Below are 15815 nucleotides of genomic sequence, written 5' to 3'. Positions count from 1 at the left end.
CGCCATCAAGGATTGGTGGCGCTGCTGATTAGCCGCTGAATCCGGCGTTGGCGTTGCACAATCTACGATTTCCGTAACCGCAACGCCAACGCCGGACAAGCCGCAGCCGCCCGTCGCGCCTCGGCCAGGAGCGATTCCGGCACCGTTTCCCCGCGTACCACCGGGTAACCCCATTCGTCCACAGTGATCAGTTCCGGCAGGATCTCCGCGCACAAACCGTGGGCCCGGCAGGCGATCGGGTCGACCGTCAGGCGGTTCATGCCGCACCTGCCGTGACCCGGCACGAGCCAGCCGCCAAGTGGGCCTGGACATCTGCGGCGAAGACGCGCAAGGCGCTCGCGGCGAGGCGAACGGCGCCGTCGGGATGGGCGCACGCGCCCCGTCCACTGAGGATCGGCAGGCGGCGGGCCAGGCGGCCGGTGGCGTCGCGACCGGCCAGCAGATCGGTGAAATCCGCGGCGATGGCGGGAAGGCCGAACATGCACGGTCCACATTGGCGGGCCGATTCCGCGGCCAGCCTTGCGAGAATATTCCTGGTCAATTCGAGGCCGCAGTTCGGTTCCGGGAGAAGATGCAGTGCGGACAGGCCGGGTTCCCGGCCGAGCGGCACGGGGTCGGCCAGAGAGCGCGGCATCCAGGTCCCGCCGAAACCGCCGATCAGAACCGCTTGTGCGGTAATGGATCCGCCAGCCTTGGCGAGGATCGCGGAAACCGGAGCGTCCGCGGGGACTTCCAGCACGCCGGAGCGGGACACGGCACCGGTGACGGTGACCAGGTCAGTGTGGACAGCACGATAGCGATCAGCACCGATTCGGGCGACAAGCGCGAACCTCGCTAGAGTTTCGACATTCTGAACTAGCGTCGGTCGCCCGTGCAGGCCGCGTTCGGCTGGGCGCGGGAATTTGCCGGTTGGGCGGGCGTCGCCGGTGCCCAGGAAATGCACTAGTGCGGTTTCTTCGCTGGCGACGTATCGAGGAGGGATCGCGACCAGCTTAACCGGCACAGCATCGCGACGCTCGGTTAAAGCGGCCAGTACGCTTCGATTTTCTCCGTGCAGACAAAGATAAGCCTCGGTAGCGCCGACCGCCCGAGCTGCGACCTGGATACCGTCAAGCACCAAATGCGGGGCTAGCTCAAGCAGAGCGCGGTCCTTACTGCTGAAAGGATCGCTTTCACAGCCGTTGGCAACCACAATGGACTGTCCAGGTGCGACAGAGCGCAGCTTCACCGCGGCGGGGAAGCCCGCGCCGCCCCGACCGCGGATACCGGCGGCGTCGATTTGGTGGATCAGTGCGTCGCGATCCACGGCGGGGAGTCCACCGTGGACGGACAGGTGGGCGGCGAGATTGTTTCGGTGCAAGGGAAGCACGTGTCACCTCCGAAGTGGAGAGAGGCGGCGGGCCTCGGTGTCAGGGCTGGTACTGCCGAATCGCACGCTCGCGGCGGCCAGGACGGCGATAAGGCACGCGATATCGAGCGCGATGAGCAGCGGGCGAGCGCTGTCGGACGCGACGAGACCGACGCTGTGCGCGAGAGCGACGGGCCAGCACAGGTAGGCGAGCCAGTGCACCGTGCGCCACAACCGCGGCGGGATGCGGGTCCGAAGCAGGCTGGTCACGACAATGGCGAGCAGCAAATCCACCGCTACCGCACCGATTCCGATCCAGAACGGCTCGTAGCCCGAGATGAACGGAACGACGACGGAAAGCCAGCTGAGGTCCACATAGCCGTCGACGACCGCGAAGACGATGTGTGCACCGAGGAAGACGAGACTGGCCAGCGCGAGATTCCGGTGCAGGTCCGCGAGGGCGAAACGCGGCCAGCGCCGAGTCGCGAACCGGCCCGAGTTCAGGAAACCGAGCACCACGACGGCCGTCGAGAACACCAGCGAGACAATCCCAGTCGCACGGCTGAAATACCAGAGCGCGGAACTCACGACGCACGCTCCCGGCGCTCCGCCGGCCAACCCGCCGTGGTCCGGACCGCGCCGCGCGAGCTGACCAGCCGGGCGGGCAATCCCCGCGAATCCAGCCACTCCAACGCTCCCAGACCCAAGACGACCGAGGCCGTGCTCGCGGTGTTGGCGTCCACACAGGACTTCGCCGCGACCGACACCGTCCGCCAGCACGGATCCGCCGACTCGCCGGTGCGCGGATCGACGATGTGGTGCACCACGCGTCCGCCGCGCCGCCAGGTCCGCCGGGCAACGCCGGACGTCGCCAAGCCTCCGCTGGTGAGCGTAATCGTCGTGTCCGGGCGGGCGACCGCGTCGGTGTGGTCGTCGCCGATCGCGACTTGCCAGCCGCCTGCCGGAGCCGGGCCCGCCACCGCGAGGTCGCCGCCGAGGTTCACCAGCACCCCGCAGCCGGTGTGGCGAGCGATCTCGTCGGCGGTCCGGTCCGCGGCGAACGCTTTCGCGGTCGCCCCCAGGTCCAGCTTGACGTGGCGCGGCAGCACGACGATCCGCCGGGCCGGTTCGAACAGCACCCAATGCGAGCCCGGCGCGGGAACGGGGATCATTGCGGGTCCGTCGGTGATCTCGGCGAAATCCCGGTCGTAGCCGAGTGCTGCCATCGACCCGCCCACCGTCGGGTCCACCAGCCCGCCGCTCAGCCACGCCGCGCGCAACGCGGCCGACAGCGCGTCGGCCAGCAGCGGGCTCACCTCCACCTCCCGGCCCGCGGCACGGTGGAGCGCGGAAATTTCCGAATCCGCCCGGAATCGGCTGCATGCCCGATCGAGTTCGGCGAGCCGCGTCCGCAGCAACGCGGTCGCCGGGCCGAGCGCCGCTTCCTCGGTGACGAGCACCCGCGCGGTCGTGCCGAGCGCGGGAAACCCCGCCGAATACGGCCCCGTCACGACGCGCCCGATCCGGTGTGCGCGTGCCCGGAGCCGGATCCGGGATCCTGCGCGGGCACTTGCAGCTGGTCTTGATTCGAGGTGCTCGATCCAGTCCCGTTGTCGGTCGAGGTGCTGCTGTTCCCGGTCGACGTGGTGCCACTGGTCGAGCCGGCTGCCGTCAGCCCGTAGCCGATGCCTCCGGCGGCCGCGACTCCGAGCACTGCCGCGGCGGCCGTGACGAAGGCGGTCCGGTGCCGGGCGCGCGACCGTTCCTCTTGCCGTTTCCTGATGTCTGGGTCCATGCCGGGTGTCCTCTCCGGTGGTGGGAACACCCAGTCTCAGCCGCGTTTCTATGAGTCCGCTGGGAACGACCTGTCAGTTTGCTGCCAGTCACTACACTCCGCGCATGAGCACGGTCGTCGCGTGGGCGACGCTGGCGGTGTGGGCCGGACTCGCGGTGTGCCACAGCTGGTTCTGGCGTACCGATCAACGTCTGCCCGAGCTGGTCCGGCCGGACGCCTGGCCGTCTGTCGCCATCGTGGTACCCGCTCGCGACGAGGCCGGACTGCTCCCGGAAACCCTGCCCACGCTGCTCCGCCAGAGCTACCCAGGCGACGCGCGAGTCATCCTCGTGGACGACGGCAGCACCGACGGCACCGCGGACGTCGCCCGCTCGCTGACTGTCCCCCATGGACTCCCGCTCACCGTCACGAGCCCCGGCGAGCCGCCGGACGGCTGGACCGGGAAGCTTTGGGCCGTAGCGCACGGCGTCCGCGAGGCCGGAGACGTCGACTTCCTCCTGCTGACCGACGCTGACATCTCACACGGCTCCGATTCGCTGGAAACTCTCGTCGCCGCTTCCACCAGCGGCCGAGACCTGGTATCTCAGATGGCCGTACTGCGCACCGCAACGTTCTGGGAACGGCTGATCGTCCCTGCTTTCGTCTACTTCTTCGCGATGCTCTATCCCTTCCGCCGCGTGAACTCCGCGCGCTGGCGCACCGCCGCCGCGGCTGGCGGTTGCGTCCTCGTCCGCCGCTCCGTGCTCGAACGCGCAGGCGGAATCGAAGCGATCCGCGGCGCGGTCATCGACGACGTCGCGCTCGCCCGCGCCGTCGCGTCCGCGGGTGGGCGGATTTGGCTGGGCTACGCGTCGAAGGCCTGGAGCGTCCGGCCGTATCCGCGGCTCGCGGACCTGTGGCGGATGGTGACCCGCAGCGCCTACACCCAGCTCCGGCATTCGCCGCTGCTGCTGGCCGGGACCGTCGTCGGCATGATCGCCGTTTTCCTCGCCCCGCCCGCGCTGGCCCTGACCGGCTCGTGGCAGGCCGCCGCGGCATGGCTCGTGATGGCGGCGACCTTCGTCCCGGTCGCCCGGTATTACCGGCAACCCCTGGTCGCGGGGCTGTTGCTGCCGTTCACCGCGGCGCTGTACACGCTGATGACGATCGACTCCGCGCGTCGCCGGACCGGCTGGAAGGGCCGTACGTACTGAGGTCCCGATCGGAATGACGGCGTGGACCCGACGCGTTTTCCCAGCACTCGACCAGTATCGGCGCTTCCTGCGCCAGCCTGGCCGCTGGTCCTGTCTTCCGCGGCCCGACTGTCCGTGCAGCGATCCGGTCGAAGCCCGCGACGAACTCGAAGTCGCGCCTCCCCGCCGGGAGAGCGAGTTCACACCACCCGGGGATGCACGTTCATACATCGTCGTGCATAATCATTCCTATGTCCAAGGTGCTCACTTCCCTTCCCGTCGGCGAGCGGGTCGGCATCGCGTTCTCCGGCGGCCTCGACACGTCTGTGGCGGTGGCGTGGATGCGCGACAAGGGTGCGGTTCCGTGCACCTACACCGCCGACATCGGCCAGTACGACGAACCCGACATCGCGTCCGTCCCCGGCCGCGCGCACGCCTACGGGGCGGAGCTCGCGCGGCTGGTCGACTGCAAGGAAGCGCTGGTCGAGGAGGGGCTCGCCGCGCTGACCTGCGGGGCGTTCCACATCCGCACCGGCGGCCGGGCCTACTTCAACACCACCCCGCTCGGCCGCGCGGTCACCGGCACCCTGCTGGTGCGCGCGATGCTGGAGGACGACGTCCAGATCTGGGGCGACGGCTCCACCTACAAGGGCAACGACATCGAGCGGTTCTACCGCTACGGCCTGCTGGCCAACCCGGGCCTGCGGATCTACAAGCCGTGGCTGGACGCGGCGTTCGTCGGCGAGCTCGGCGGCCGCAAGGAGATGTCCGAGTGGCTGCAGGCGCACGACCTGCCCTACCGCGACAGCACCGAGAAGGCCTACTCCACCGACGCCAACATCTGGGGCGCCACGCACGAGGCGAAATCCCTGGAGCACCTCGACACCGGCATCGAGATCGTCGAGCCGATCATGGGCGTGCGGTTCTGGGACCCGGAAGTCGAGATCGCGGCCGAGGACGTCACGATCGGCTTCGAGCAGGGCCGTCCGGTGAGCATCAACGGCAAGGAGTTCGGCACCTCGGTCGAACTGGTGCTGGAGGCCAACGCGATCGGCGGGCGGCACGGGCTGGGCATGTCCGACCAGATCGAGAACCGGATCATCGAGGCGAAGAGCCGCGGGATCTACGAGGCCCCGGGCATGGCGCTGCTGCACGCGGCGTACGAGCGGCTGGTCAACGCGGTGCACAACGAGGACACCATCGCCAGCTACCACAACGAGGGCCGGCGCCTCGGCAGGCTGATGTACGAGGGCCGCTGGCTGGACCCGCAGGCGATGATGCTGCGCGAATCGCTGCAGCGCTGGGTCGGCACCGCGATCACCGGCGAGGTCACGCTGCGGCTGCGGCGCGGCGAGGACTACTCGATCCTCGACACGTCCGGCCCGGCGTTCAGCTACCACCCGGACAAGCTGTCGATGGAGCGCACCGAGGACTCCGCGTTCGGCCCGGTCGACCGGATCGGCCAGCTGACCATGCGGAACCTCGACATCGCCGACTCACGCGCCAAGCTGGAGCAGTACGCGAGCCTCGGCATGGTCGGCGGCAACTCGCATCCGAAGCTGATCGGCGCCGCGCAGGCGGCCTCGACCGGCCTGATCGGCGCGATGCCCGAGGGCGGGGCCGAGACGATCGCCTCCCGCGGCCGGTCCGACGACGCCGAACTGCTCGACCGGGCCGCGATGGAATCCGGCACCGACTGAGGCTTTCCTCCCGCGGATGCCCGCGCCGGTCCACCGGCGCGGGCATTCCCTCTATACCAGCGTCCGCACCCCGCTAACGTCTCTATATTCGGGCGGCGGCTCCCGGCTACCGTGGCGGCGTGACTCCGATCTTCCAGCTGTCCGCCGACCACGTCACGGACGAGGCAGCGCTCGACCCGATCGCCGCGACCCTGGACGGCGTGACCACTGACGCGACCGCGCTCACCGACCTCACCCCGGACGGTTTCGCGGCCCGCGCCGACCTGGCCCGGCGCACCCTCGCCGCTCTCGCGAAGCTGTCCCCCGAGTCCCGCGCGGACCGGATCGCTTCCGCGCATCTGCGCGACGGCCTCGAAGCTCAGCTGGCCTGGCATGAGCTGGACGAGCCGTTCCGCCAGGTACAGGCGCATTTCGGCACTTTGAGTTCGATCGCCGATTCGGTCCGGCTGCTGCCGCGCGGCGACGCGGACGACTGGCACGTCATCGCGGTCCGGATGGCCGGCGTCGAACCGATGCTCACCGGCTGGCAGAAGACGCTGCGGGCCGGTCTCGACCGCGGTCTGCGCGCGGCCCGCAGGCAGGCGCTCGAAACGGCGGCGCAGGCCGAGCGGTACGCCGGTGTCCACAATGCACTCGTCGAGGAGTACGGCGACGGGCCGCGGGCGGATGAGCTGCGGGCCGGTGCCGACGCCGCCCACCGGGGTTACGCGGCGCTCGCCCGGTTCCTGCGCGAGGAATACGCCCCGCACGCCACCGAAACCGACGGTGTCGGCGCGGAACGCTACGCCGTCGCGGCCCGGCTTTCCCTCGGCGCGGACCTCGATCTCGCCGAGGCTTACGAGTGGGGCTGGGCGGAACTTCAGCGCATCGAAACGGAAATCGCCGCCGAGGCCGCCAAAATCCAGCCCGGCGCGAGCGTCGCGGAAGTCCTCGCCCGGCTGGACGAAGAGTGCGCAGTGGACGGTGAAGAGTCCTATTTGGACTGGCTGCGGGCCGCGCACGACCGTGCGCTGGAAGCCGCGAGCGAGCACTTCGACATCCCGGAACCGTTGCGTGCCTTGGACGTTGTGCTGGCGTACGGCTCCGCGTCGGGTTCGCCGTACTACACCGGACCCGCCGAAGACGGCTCCCGTCCCGGCCGCACCTGGTGGCCGCTAGGTGGACGGGAACGTTTCGCGACCTGGTCCGAGCTGACGACGGTGTTCCATGAAGGCGTTCCGGGACACCATTTGCAAATCGGCGTGGCAGGACTGGCTGGGGATTCGGTGAGCCGGTACGCGCGCGTCCATTCAGTGAGCGGCCATGCGGAAGGCTGGGCGCTGTACGCCGAACGCCTCGCCGACGAATTGGGCTGGTTTTCCGAGCGCGGCACCCGCCTCGGCATGCTCGCCGGTTCCGCGCTGCGGGCCGCGCGGGTCGTGATCGACCTCGGCTCGCACCTCGATCTGCCGCTGCCGGACGGTTCCCGCTGGGACTTCGACACCGCGTGCCGGTTCCTGCACGAGCGCGGGCTGGCCGCGCGACACCGGGTGCACGCCGAAATCGTGCGGTACCTCGGTTGGCCGGGCCAGGCGATCTCGTACAAGATCGGCGAACGCGCGTGGCTGCGGGCGCGCGCCGAAGCCGCCGCCAAACCCGGATTCACCTTGCGCGAGTGGCATCGCGACGCGCTGGCCGTCGGCCCGGTCGGGCTCGCGGCGCTGGAGGACGCCCTCCGCTAGGCCTGGGTCTCGTGAGTGTTCCCGCCGGTTCTAACCGGCGGGAACACTCACGAGACTCGCGCTTCGCACTCCGCGCACATCCCCCACCACGTGACCTCCGCCTGGTCCACCCGGAATCCGGGCACCGGACCGGGTTCGAGGCACGGCGCGGCTCCGACCGCGCACGGCACGTCCTGGATCCGGCCGCAGCCGCGGCAGACCAGGTGGTGGTGGTTGTCGTGGGTTTCGAGTTCGAATCGCGCGGGCGAGCCCGCCGGTTCGAGCGGGCGCAGCAGGCGGGCGCCGACGAGGTCGTCCAGCACGTTGTAAAGGCCCTGCCGGGACAACGCGCCGACGGCCCCGTCGGCGTCGAGCACCGTCGCGATTTCCGCGGCCGTGACGTGCGGGGTCCGCGCGACCGCGGCCAGCACCGCACGCCGCTGCGGCGTGTTGCGCAGGCCCTTGTCGCGCAGGCGCGCCCCGAACTCGTCCATGGCCCGGATGGTACTCGCAGACTTGACCGGATCAATTCTGCCGTGCAGCGGGTCACAGTCGCAGAGTTGACCCGTTCTTACATTTGACTGGATCAACTTTGCGGACTACAAAGGAGGCGTGCTCACGACCTCCGCACCCCTCCCGTCCAGCGCCGACGCCGGAACCCGGCTCCGGCGCGCCGGCCTGCGCGTGACGACCGCCCGGCAGGTCGTGCTGGAAGTACTGGCCGAAAACCCGCACGTGACCGTGGCGGAACTGCTGCCGCTGGTCCGGAAACGGCTGTCGATGGCGTCCATGCGGGCGGTTCACGACGTGCTGACCACCGGCGTCACCGCCGGTCTCGTCCACCGCTTCGACCACGTCGGTGTCGCGCAACGCTATGAACTGGCCGGCTTCGACCACCGCCACCTGCTGTGCCGTCACTGCGGCCGGATGGAGGCGATCCCCCACGCCCAGGAATCAGCCGAGGAAACGGTGTCCGGCCTGTGCTCACGCTGCGAACCGGCCGAGTAGCTTTCAGCGGAACGTGGCGATATTGCGAGCCGCCCAGTCGGCGAACGACCGCGGCAGACGGCCGAGGATCCGCTCGACGTCCGGGCTCACGCGCAGTTCGGCCGGGGTCGGCGAGCTGAGGATGTCCAGGGTGTCGTCGGCGAGTTCGCCCGGCATGCTCCCGGTCATGGCCGCCTTGGCCTCGGCGCGGGTCAATTCCCGGAACCGCACCGGCTTTCCCAGCGCGGCGGCCAGCGCCGCGGTTTGCTGACGCCGCGACCTCGCCCGATATCCGCCGGATCGATGATCGGCACCCCGGTGTCGCCGAACGGCGCGGCGACAATTCCCTGTGTGCGAACGGATTCCGCCCACCACAGCGCGTTGGAGTCAAACCCGCCTGGCCGCAGGATGACCCAGTCCACACCGGACTCGCGCAGCACCTCCTCCAGTTCGCGCGTCGCGATCCGCGTCGTGCCGAACGGTCTGGTCGCCACCCCCAGCGACGACAGCAGGACCACCCGGCGACCCCGGCCTCCACGGCCTTCGCGATCAGGTCAGCGGGATGGGCGCCGACCGTGACAGGAAGCGCGCAGTTCACTCCGGCCGCCCCGGAGCCGCGCTATGAGGTGTTTCGCACCGACTGCCCCGCGCGGTGATCGACCACGTGACCAGCCGATGGGGAATCTGGATCCTCATCTCGTTGCGAGACAAGGAACTCCGGTTCTGCGAACTGCGCGAAAGCATCCGCGGCATCAGCGAAAAGATGCTCGCCCAGTCCCTGCGCGCACTGGTCGAGGACGGCCTCGTCTGGCCGCACGTCGAGCCGACCACCCCGCCGCAGGTCACCTACAGGCTGACCGAGTTCGGCCAAGACCTCGGCGAAGCGCTGGACGACCTCTTCGCCCGGATCACCCGGCGGCTCGACCTGCGGTAACCCCATCCGCGCTGGTCAGCATTACCTCTGAGGTAATTTACCTACAGACTGTATGTATGTATCTTCGCAAGCATGACCGCACATGAGCAACTCGGCACTGCCCGGCACGTCAACCTCCCCCAAGGCACCCTCCGTTACTTCGAGCGCGGACGCGGCCGCCCGGTCGTGTTCGTGCACGGTGTCCTCACCAACGCCCTGCTCTGGCGCAAGGTCGTCCCAGCCATCGCGGACGCCGGATTTCGTTGCCTGGCACCGGATCTCCCGTTAGGCGCCCACCCGGCCCCGATGCGCTCGGACGCCGACCTCAGCGCCCCCGGCCTCGCCGCCCTCCTCGGCGACTTCCTCACCGCACTCGACCTGGAGGACGTCATCCTGGTCGCCAACGACACCGGCGGCGCCATCACGCAACTACTGCTCGCGCGGTATCCGGAGCGAGTCGGCCGGGTCGTGCTGACGCCGTCGGACAGCTTCGAGTACTTCTTCCCGCCAATCTTCCGGCCGCTGCCGACAATCGCCCGCGTCCCGGGTTCGATGGCGGTGCTCGGTCAACTGCTGCGGATCAAGGCGCTGTACCGGCTGCCGCTGCTGTTCGGCTGGGTCACGAAGCGCCCGCTGCCGCCCGACATTGCTGAGGAGTACCTGGGCAAGCTGCGGAAATCCCCTGGCCTGCGAAGGGATTTGCGCAAATTCCTCCGCACCGTCGACTCAGATCTCACTCTCGCCGCGGCGGAGAAACTGCGCCAGTTCAAGCGTCCGGTGCTGCTGGTGTGGCCGCCGGAGGACAAGCTGTTCCCGATCAGCCTCGCGCATCGCCTCGCAGAGGTGCTGCCGGACGCGGAGATCGTCGAGGTCCCGGACTCCTACACCTTCGTCTCGGAAGATCAGCCGGACGTACTGGCCGGGCACATCACGCGCTTCGCCGCCGCCATGGCAGATTAGGTGCGTGCGACGTACCCAGCAAGAACGCTCCGACGCGACGCGAGCCGCACTGATCAAGGCCGCCCGCGACCTCTTCGGCGACCGCGGCTACCACGACGTGCCCGCCGAAGAAATCACGCGCACGGCAGGCGTCACGCGAGGCGCGCTGTATCACCACTTCGGCGACAAACAGGGCCTGTTCCGAGCCGTAGTCGAAGTGCTGGAACGAGAATTGACCGTCGAGATTTCGGAGGTCCTTGACGGCGCTCTGGACCCGCTTTCCGGTCTTTCTTCCGCATTGCAGGTTTTCCTGGACGCCTGTTTGCGCCCGGACGTCCGGCGGATCTCGCTGACCGACGCCCCAGCCGTGCTGGGCTGGGACGCCTGGCGGGAACTGGAAGCCGAGTACGGCCTGGGACTGGTCGCGGAAAACCTGGCGGCGGCGAGGGACGCCGGGTTGATCGTGGACACGCCGGTGGATGCCTTGGCACAACTGGTGCTGGCCGCAGTGATGGAGGCGGCGCGGATGATCGCGAACGCGGACGATCCGGATCGGGTGCGCGGGGATGTGCAGCAGGTGTTTTCGGGGTGGTTGAGCGGATTGCTCGCTTCTTAGCTCGACCGGAACCGGAACATCCAGAGTTTCGCGCCGAAAGACGGGCCACAAATTCCGCATAAGGGTCGGACTGGACAATGATCCGCTTAAGGGCATTGCGGGACCGTCTCAGCGCATATCCCGGCTCGGATTGGCCGCCGCTGCCGTCGTCCTCGCCCGTAACCCGCGCAGATGACGCAGGGTAGCCAAACCTTGACCGAGCGCGGGCACCCGAGTATGGTCTAGACCACAAATCTCCCCACCCCCACCGCCCGCGTACCACCCCACCGCGGGCTCGTCGGTCGTGCCGTGGCTCGGCCGGCCGCCCTCCGGCGCGGGAGCGGGCCCGGCTTCGAAGGAGCCACCATGCCCCGCAAACGCACGATGCTCACCGCTCTCGGCGGCGCGATTCTCGCTCCGGTGCTGATGCTGATCGGTCCCGGCATCGCCAGCGCGCACGGCTACGTCAGCTCCCCGCCGAGCAGGCAGGCCCAGTGTGCCGACGGAACGGTGTCCTGCGGCGACATCAAATGGGAACCGCAGAGCGTAGAGGGTCCGAAGGGGCTGCACAGCTGCAGCGGCGGCAACGACCGGTTCTCCGACCTCGACGACGACAGCAAGGGCTGGAAGGTCACCCCGGTCGGCACCCAGGTCACCTTCAACTGGGTGTTCACCGCACGGCACGCCACCCTCGACTACGAGTATTTCATCGGCGACACGATGATCGCGAGCTTCGACGGCGGCGGCCAGGCACCACCCGAAACCGTGTCGCACCAGGTCGATCTGAGCGGTTACACCGGGCAGCAGAAGGTGCTCGCGGTGTGGAACATCGCGGACACCGGCAACGCGTTCTACGCCTGCATCGACCTGAACGTTTCCTGACCGCGCGAAACCGCCGGCCGCCGGGGCGGAATCTCCGCTCCGGCTGCCTGGCGATCAGGCGAAGGCCTCGGCGACGGCGAGGCTGTCCTCGTAGACGTGGTACCGCGTGATCAACCCGCCGCCGACGGTCAGGCACACCGCGACACTCGTCGTGAAACGCTTGCCGGTCAGTTTGACCGTTTGCGCACTCGTCGCGACGAACACCGCGTCCGGGCCGTCGACCAGGATCCGGCCGACCCGGACCTCGCCTTCCTCAGGCGCACAAGCGCTGGCGAGCGTCCGGAAGTGGTCCGCGACGTCCGCCCGGGACGAGCGGGGACGGATCCAGGGCACGACGGGATGTTCTGGTTCCGGCCAGCTCACCCGCCAGTCGACCGGTTCCGCGAAGAGGTCCGCGATCCGGTCCGGATCGCCCTGCTCGAGCCGGCGCAGAAATTCCTCCGTCACCGCACGGGCGTCTGGCACGGCGAGGCGCGGGAGCGGTGGTCCGGCGAACTGGAAGTCCCGCTGGATCAGGCCGTCCTCGCCGAGTTCGGCCACGACAAAGCCGGCCCAGGCGGCCTCCCCTCCTGCCGCGGGAACCATCTGGGTGGTGAACCGGACCATGCCGTGATGCCCCACCGCGTCTCCGGCGGAGCGGAATACGAATCCCCCGCGGGCGACGAACTCCTCGAAAGCCTCCTCGACCCGACGCTCCAGCGCCGGATGCCCGCGATACTCCGCGGATTCGGTGAACTGCACTCCACCCTCAGCCCACAGCGAAGCGATCGCCGCGCGCCGGGCGTCCGGGTCGGATTCGTTCCACACTGCGACATAACGGTCGGCGAACTCGCCAGCGTCCATCTCATGGTTCATAGCCGGACGCTAACCGCGCCCCACTGACATCCTGTGTCAGCGAACCGAGGCCTCCGCGCTCCGCTTGCCGACCAGGAACCACAGCAACGGACCGAGGAACGGCGCGCAGAACGCGAAGACCACCCACATGAACTTCATCCCGAGACTGAGCGGGCTGCCGAGCACGCTCACCAGCGCGCCGAGGAACAGCAGGACCGGGAACGCCACCAGCACCGCTATCCCCGCGACGGCGGCGAACTGCAGGCCTTGGTGAACAGTGTCGGCCAGGACGGCGGTCATCGGAAAATTCCTCTCTCACAGCGGGTTGAGCCCCATTGTGCGAGCGGAACGGCCTGTCCCGGATCGGCTTGACGGCTCGATCCGGGTACCGCTTAAGTCGTACCCGCGTCCACTATGGACGTCAGGCCCCGAACAGTTCGAGCAAAGCCGCCGGCGCGTCCGCGCGGAAGCAGTTTTCGAGACTTTCCGCCGAACCCGCCGCCAGTTCCGCGCTGCGCGGGAACATCGCCGCCTCGTACTCGGCGAGCGCGCGTTCGACGTCGCCCTGGTGCCGGGCGAGCGCGAGCCCCAACTCGGCCCCGTCGAGCATGGCGAGGTTCGCGCCCTCTCCAGCGAACGGTGACATCAGGTGCGCGGCGTCGCCGAGCAGCGTGACACCGGGCACCCGCGGCCACGAATGCCCGACCGGGAGCGCGTGGATCAGCCGCGGGACCAGCTCGCCGTCCGCGTCCGCGACCAGGGCACGGAGCTGGTCGGACCAGCCGTCGAAGTGGCTCAGCACAGCGGCCTTGGCGGCGGCGTGATCGGTGAAGTCAATGGACGCGATCCAGGACTCCGGGACGCGCACAGCGACGTAGACGTGCAGGCTGCCGTCCGGTTCGCGGTGTGCGAGAAAGCCTTTATCCTCGCCGAGCGCGAAACTCATGCCGCCGCCGAGAAGAGCCGCCGCGGCCGGATGCCGGCTGTCTGCGTCGAGAAGGTCGACCTCGATGAAAGAGATCCCGGTGTAGGCCGGTTTTTCCGGTGAAACCAGGGGGCGGATTCTCGACCAGGCCCCGTCGGCTCCGATGAGCACGTCTGTAGTGAGGGACGTGCCGTCGGCGAGGGCGAGGCGGTGCCGACCGTCGGGCAGAGGTTCCGCGGCGGTGACCTTCGTGCCCCACCGGACGGTGCCCTCCGGCAGCGAATTGAGAAGGAGGTCGCGCAAGGCTCCGCGGTCGACCTCCGGCCGCCCACCACTGCCGTCGTCCGCTTCGGAAAATAAGAGGGTGGCGGCACGGTCGTAGACGCGGGTTTCCTCGCCGCCGGAGTGGATCAGCGACCGGAACTCGGCGTGCAGACCGGCGGCGCGGAGGGCGACCTGGCCGGAGTCTTCGTGGATGTCGAGCATGCCGCCCTGGGCGCGAGCGGACGGGGAGGCGTCGAGGTCGAGGACCGTGGCTTCGATGCCGTGGACGTGCAGGACGCGAGCGAGGCTGAGACCGCCGAGCCCGGCGCCGACGATGGTGATGGTCATGGGGTGCTCCTTTGCTTCGAGGTGACTGGGCCGAGTGTAACGAACATGTTCGTTACGAACAAGTTCGTTAGCGCGTTCGAGTTTGCCCCGCGTGGCCTGGACGATTCGGAGCGAGCGGACGCCGTGCCGAGTCCCGCGGCGAATGCGCAACGATTCGCCAAGCGGTGCAACCTGATCGAGGATCATCCGTCGCCAACCAAGCGGTCACTCGATTGGTGGCGATCCAGATCACCTTGTGGAGCCGGAACATTCGAGAGGCTGGGGCGTTGTACAGGGTGTCGGTACGGAGGTGCCCCCGGGCCTCACCTTCTGCCTTCCAGGAATACCGGTTCGGCCGGAGCCTGGTCGTGCCACTCGCCGCGAGGCGGCCCCCGTACCGGCGCAGAACCACCCGCTTCGCGTGACTGCTCCCCCCAGGCGCGGAACGGGATCCGGTGCTCCTGCTCCCGCCGGCCGGTAACCCCCAGCCGGTCCGGATGGCGAGCGGGAGCACACCCCCGGCCGCGGGAATGTTCTTGGCCCGCAACGAGTTTTACAGATGTAGCGTTCTCCCGCCGAACGAGGCGAGTCATCCAGCGGGAGACGCCGCCGGTCTTCGTCGACGAGCCGTCCCGGTGAGACTGTCCAGACCGAACACACTCCTCCTCCAGCCACCCCGTCCGCTGCGGCAACTCTCCCCCAGTGCCCCGCGCGGACGGGGATCCCGCGCCCCCGCTCCGGTTCCCGCAAACCGGACGCGCGGGGCGCTCACACCACCTCGCTCGCCGCGCCATCCCTCCCCCACGGACGCGCGAGCGAGGACATGTGCCCGCCCGGCCACCCGGCTCCCGACCGGGGGCCGGGCGGGCATTTCCGGTTGGGCGGTTTGGGGAGCCGATCCGGGGAGCCGACTCCCCGCCAGGCGGGTATCCCGGCGTGGCAGATTCGCGTGGCCAGTCCGGCAGAGCGCGCAGCTCTCGGTGCAGTCCCTTAGCAGAGCGGGCACCCCGGCACCACCGATCCACCCCAGCCGATCCAGTAGGGCGAATGCCCGCCCGACCCCGGCTACGCGGGCATTCCTGCATAACCGGTCCATCCAGCCAATTCGGCAGAGGGCGCACCCCAGTACGGACGATCCACTCAGCCGACGCTCACAGACGAACCGGCTGAGCAAATATCCCGGCATAGCCCACCCCCAGCCGAACTGGCTGAGCAGACGCCTTTGCCCGACTGGCCGCTCCGACAACGCAGGCGCGCCTGCTCAGCTGCCCGCCCAGCCGGGTCGCCCGGGCGGATGCCCAGCTCGGCCAAGCCACTTAGCCAGTCCGGCAACGCGGACATCCTGGCTCGGCGGAGCCGCTCAGCCGGTCCCGCTCACGCGGGTGCCTCGAATTAACCGGCTCACCCAGCCAATCCGCAGGGCGAACACCCCGC

The 15815-nt window shown here is 69.1% G+C and carries 19 protein-coding genes; 8 read left to right on the top strand and 11 right to left on the bottom strand.

Going from position 1 to position 15815, the window contains the following annotated elements:
* Window positions 1-62: 62 nt before the first annotated feature.
* The 5 genes from ACZ63D_RS12905 to ACZ63D_RS12885 all read right to left on the bottom strand — a co-directional run bounded on the left by ACZ63D_RS12905 (window position 63) and on the right by ACZ63D_RS12885 (window position 3143).
* Window positions 63-260 (bottom strand): ferredoxin, encoded by a 198-nt coding sequence (locus tag ACZ63D_RS12905; protein WP_465354457.1) that lies wholly within the window; start codon window positions 258-260, stop codon window positions 63-65.
* Window positions 257-1306 carry an NADH-ubiquinone oxidoreductase-F iron-sulfur binding region domain-containing protein gene (locus ACZ63D_RS12900; RefSeq protein WP_465354456.1) on the bottom strand — a complete coding sequence of 350 codons (1050 nt, stop codon included), beginning with the start codon at window positions 1304-1306 and terminating at the stop codon, window positions 257-259. The genes ACZ63D_RS12905 and ACZ63D_RS12900 overlap by 4 nt, the downstream gene beginning before the upstream one ends.
* Window positions 1307-1372: 66 nt before the next feature.
* On the bottom strand, window positions 1373-1936 hold the full coding sequence (locus ACZ63D_RS12895; protein ID WP_465354455.1) for a ferric reductase-like transmembrane domain-containing protein: 564 nt from the start codon (window positions 1934-1936) through the stop codon (window positions 1373-1375).
* Complete coding sequence (locus ACZ63D_RS12890) at window positions 1933-2859, bottom strand: FAD:protein FMN transferase (protein ID WP_465354454.1); 927 nt, start codon at window positions 2857-2859, stop codon at window positions 1933-1935. The genes ACZ63D_RS12895 and ACZ63D_RS12890 overlap by 4 nt, the downstream gene beginning before the upstream one ends.
* Window positions 2856-3143 (bottom strand): hypothetical protein, encoded by a 288-nt coding sequence (locus tag ACZ63D_RS12885; RefSeq protein ID WP_465354453.1) that lies wholly within the window; start codon window positions 3141-3143, stop codon window positions 2856-2858. The genes ACZ63D_RS12890 and ACZ63D_RS12885 overlap by 4 nt, the downstream gene beginning before the upstream one ends.
* A 104-nt stretch (window positions 3144-3247) precedes the next feature.
* Between ACZ63D_RS12885 and ACZ63D_RS12880 the strand changes: the two genes are divergently transcribed.
* The 3 genes from ACZ63D_RS12880 to ACZ63D_RS12870 all read left to right on the top strand — a co-directional run bounded on the left by ACZ63D_RS12880 (window position 3248) and on the right by ACZ63D_RS12870 (window position 7736).
* The gene (locus ACZ63D_RS12880) at window positions 3248-4336 is read left to right on the top strand and encodes a glycosyltransferase (protein WP_465354452.1); all 1089 of its coding nucleotides are present in this window, start codon (window positions 3248-3250) and stop codon (window positions 4334-4336) included.
* 230 nt (window positions 4337-4566) lie between these two features.
* Entirely contained in the window at window positions 4567-6015 is a 1449-nt protein-coding gene (gene argG, locus ACZ63D_RS12875; protein WP_465354451.1) for an argininosuccinate synthase, read from the top strand.
* 119 nt (window positions 6016-6134) lie between these two features.
* The gene (locus tag ACZ63D_RS12870) at window positions 6135-7736 is read left to right on the top strand and encodes a DUF885 domain-containing protein (protein ID WP_465354450.1); all 1602 of its coding nucleotides are present in this window, start codon (window positions 6135-6137) and stop codon (window positions 7734-7736) included.
* A 47-nt stretch (window positions 7737-7783) separates the two neighbouring features.
* On the opposite strand, the gene ACZ63D_RS12865 is transcribed toward ACZ63D_RS12870, so the two are convergent.
* On the bottom strand, window positions 7784-8209 hold the full coding sequence (locus ACZ63D_RS12865; protein WP_465354449.1) for a Fur family transcriptional regulator: 426 nt from the start codon (window positions 8207-8209) through the stop codon (window positions 7784-7786).
* Window positions 8210-8327: 118 nt separating this feature from the next.
* On the opposite strand from ACZ63D_RS12865, the gene ACZ63D_RS12860 reads away from it, so the two are divergent.
* Window positions 8328-8723: a Fur family transcriptional regulator gene (locus tag ACZ63D_RS12860; protein ID WP_465354448.1), complete on the top strand. Its 396-nt coding sequence runs from the start codon at window positions 8328-8330 to the stop codon at window positions 8721-8723.
* Between the two features lie 3 nt (window positions 8724-8726).
* On the opposite strand, the gene ACZ63D_RS12855 is transcribed toward ACZ63D_RS12860, so the two are convergent.
* A complete protein-coding gene (locus ACZ63D_RS12855) occupies window positions 8727-8933 on the bottom strand; it encodes a hypothetical protein (protein WP_465354447.1) in 207 nt (68 codons plus the stop codon).
* Window positions 8915-9220, bottom strand: a complete 306-nt coding sequence (locus tag ACZ63D_RS12850) for an SDR family oxidoreductase (RefSeq protein ID WP_465354446.1) — start codon at window positions 9218-9220, stop codon at window positions 8915-8917. Before ACZ63D_RS12850 ends, ACZ63D_RS12855 begins: the two co-directional genes overlap by 19 nt.
* A 146-nt stretch (window positions 9221-9366) precedes the next feature.
* Here ACZ63D_RS12850 and ACZ63D_RS12845 point away from each other — a divergent pair, with 146 nt between their 5' ends.
* From ACZ63D_RS12845 to ACZ63D_RS12830, 4 genes are all read left to right on the top strand, one after another.
* Window positions 9367-9636, top strand: a complete 270-nt coding sequence (locus tag ACZ63D_RS12845; protein ID WP_465354445.1) for a winged helix-turn-helix transcriptional regulator — start codon at window positions 9367-9369, stop codon at window positions 9634-9636.
* A 72-nt stretch (window positions 9637-9708) separates the two neighbouring features.
* A complete protein-coding gene (locus ACZ63D_RS12840) occupies window positions 9709-10575 on the top strand; it encodes an alpha/beta fold hydrolase (RefSeq protein WP_465354444.1) in 867 nt (288 codons plus the stop codon).
* Window positions 10576-10579: 4 nt separating this feature from the next.
* Window positions 10580-11170, top strand: a complete 591-nt coding sequence (locus tag ACZ63D_RS12835; RefSeq protein WP_465354443.1) for a TetR/AcrR family transcriptional regulator — start codon at window positions 10580-10582, stop codon at window positions 11168-11170.
* A 345-nt stretch (window positions 11171-11515) separates the two neighbouring features.
* Window positions 11516-12031 carry a lytic polysaccharide monooxygenase auxiliary activity family 9 protein gene (locus ACZ63D_RS12830; RefSeq protein WP_465354442.1) on the top strand — a complete coding sequence of 172 codons (516 nt, stop codon included), beginning with the start codon at window positions 11516-11518 and terminating at the stop codon, window positions 12029-12031.
* A gap of 54 nt (window positions 12032-12085) precedes the next feature.
* Here ACZ63D_RS12830 and ACZ63D_RS12825 read toward each other — a convergent pair whose 3' ends face one another.
* The 3 genes from ACZ63D_RS12825 to ACZ63D_RS12815 form a co-directional block, all read right to left on the bottom strand.
* On the bottom strand, window positions 12086-12886 hold the full coding sequence (locus ACZ63D_RS12825; protein WP_465354441.1) for a nuclear transport factor 2 family protein: 801 nt from the start codon (window positions 12884-12886) through the stop codon (window positions 12086-12088).
* Between the two features lie 36 nt (window positions 12887-12922).
* The gene (locus ACZ63D_RS12820) at window positions 12923-13165 is read right to left on the bottom strand and encodes a PLD nuclease N-terminal domain-containing protein (RefSeq protein ID WP_465354440.1); all 243 of its coding nucleotides are present in this window, start codon (window positions 13163-13165) and stop codon (window positions 12923-12925) included.
* A gap of 121 nt (window positions 13166-13286) precedes the next feature.
* On the bottom strand, window positions 13287-14402 hold the full coding sequence (locus ACZ63D_RS12815) for an FAD-dependent oxidoreductase (RefSeq protein ID WP_465354439.1): 1116 nt from the start codon (window positions 14400-14402) through the stop codon (window positions 13287-13289).
* Window positions 14403-15815: the final 1413 nt, after the last annotated feature.

Source organism: Amycolatopsis sp. NPDC104775, from assembly GCF_055583325.1.
Note: the sequence above shows the minus strand (reverse complement) of the source record. Positions and strands in the feature narration are given on the sequence as shown.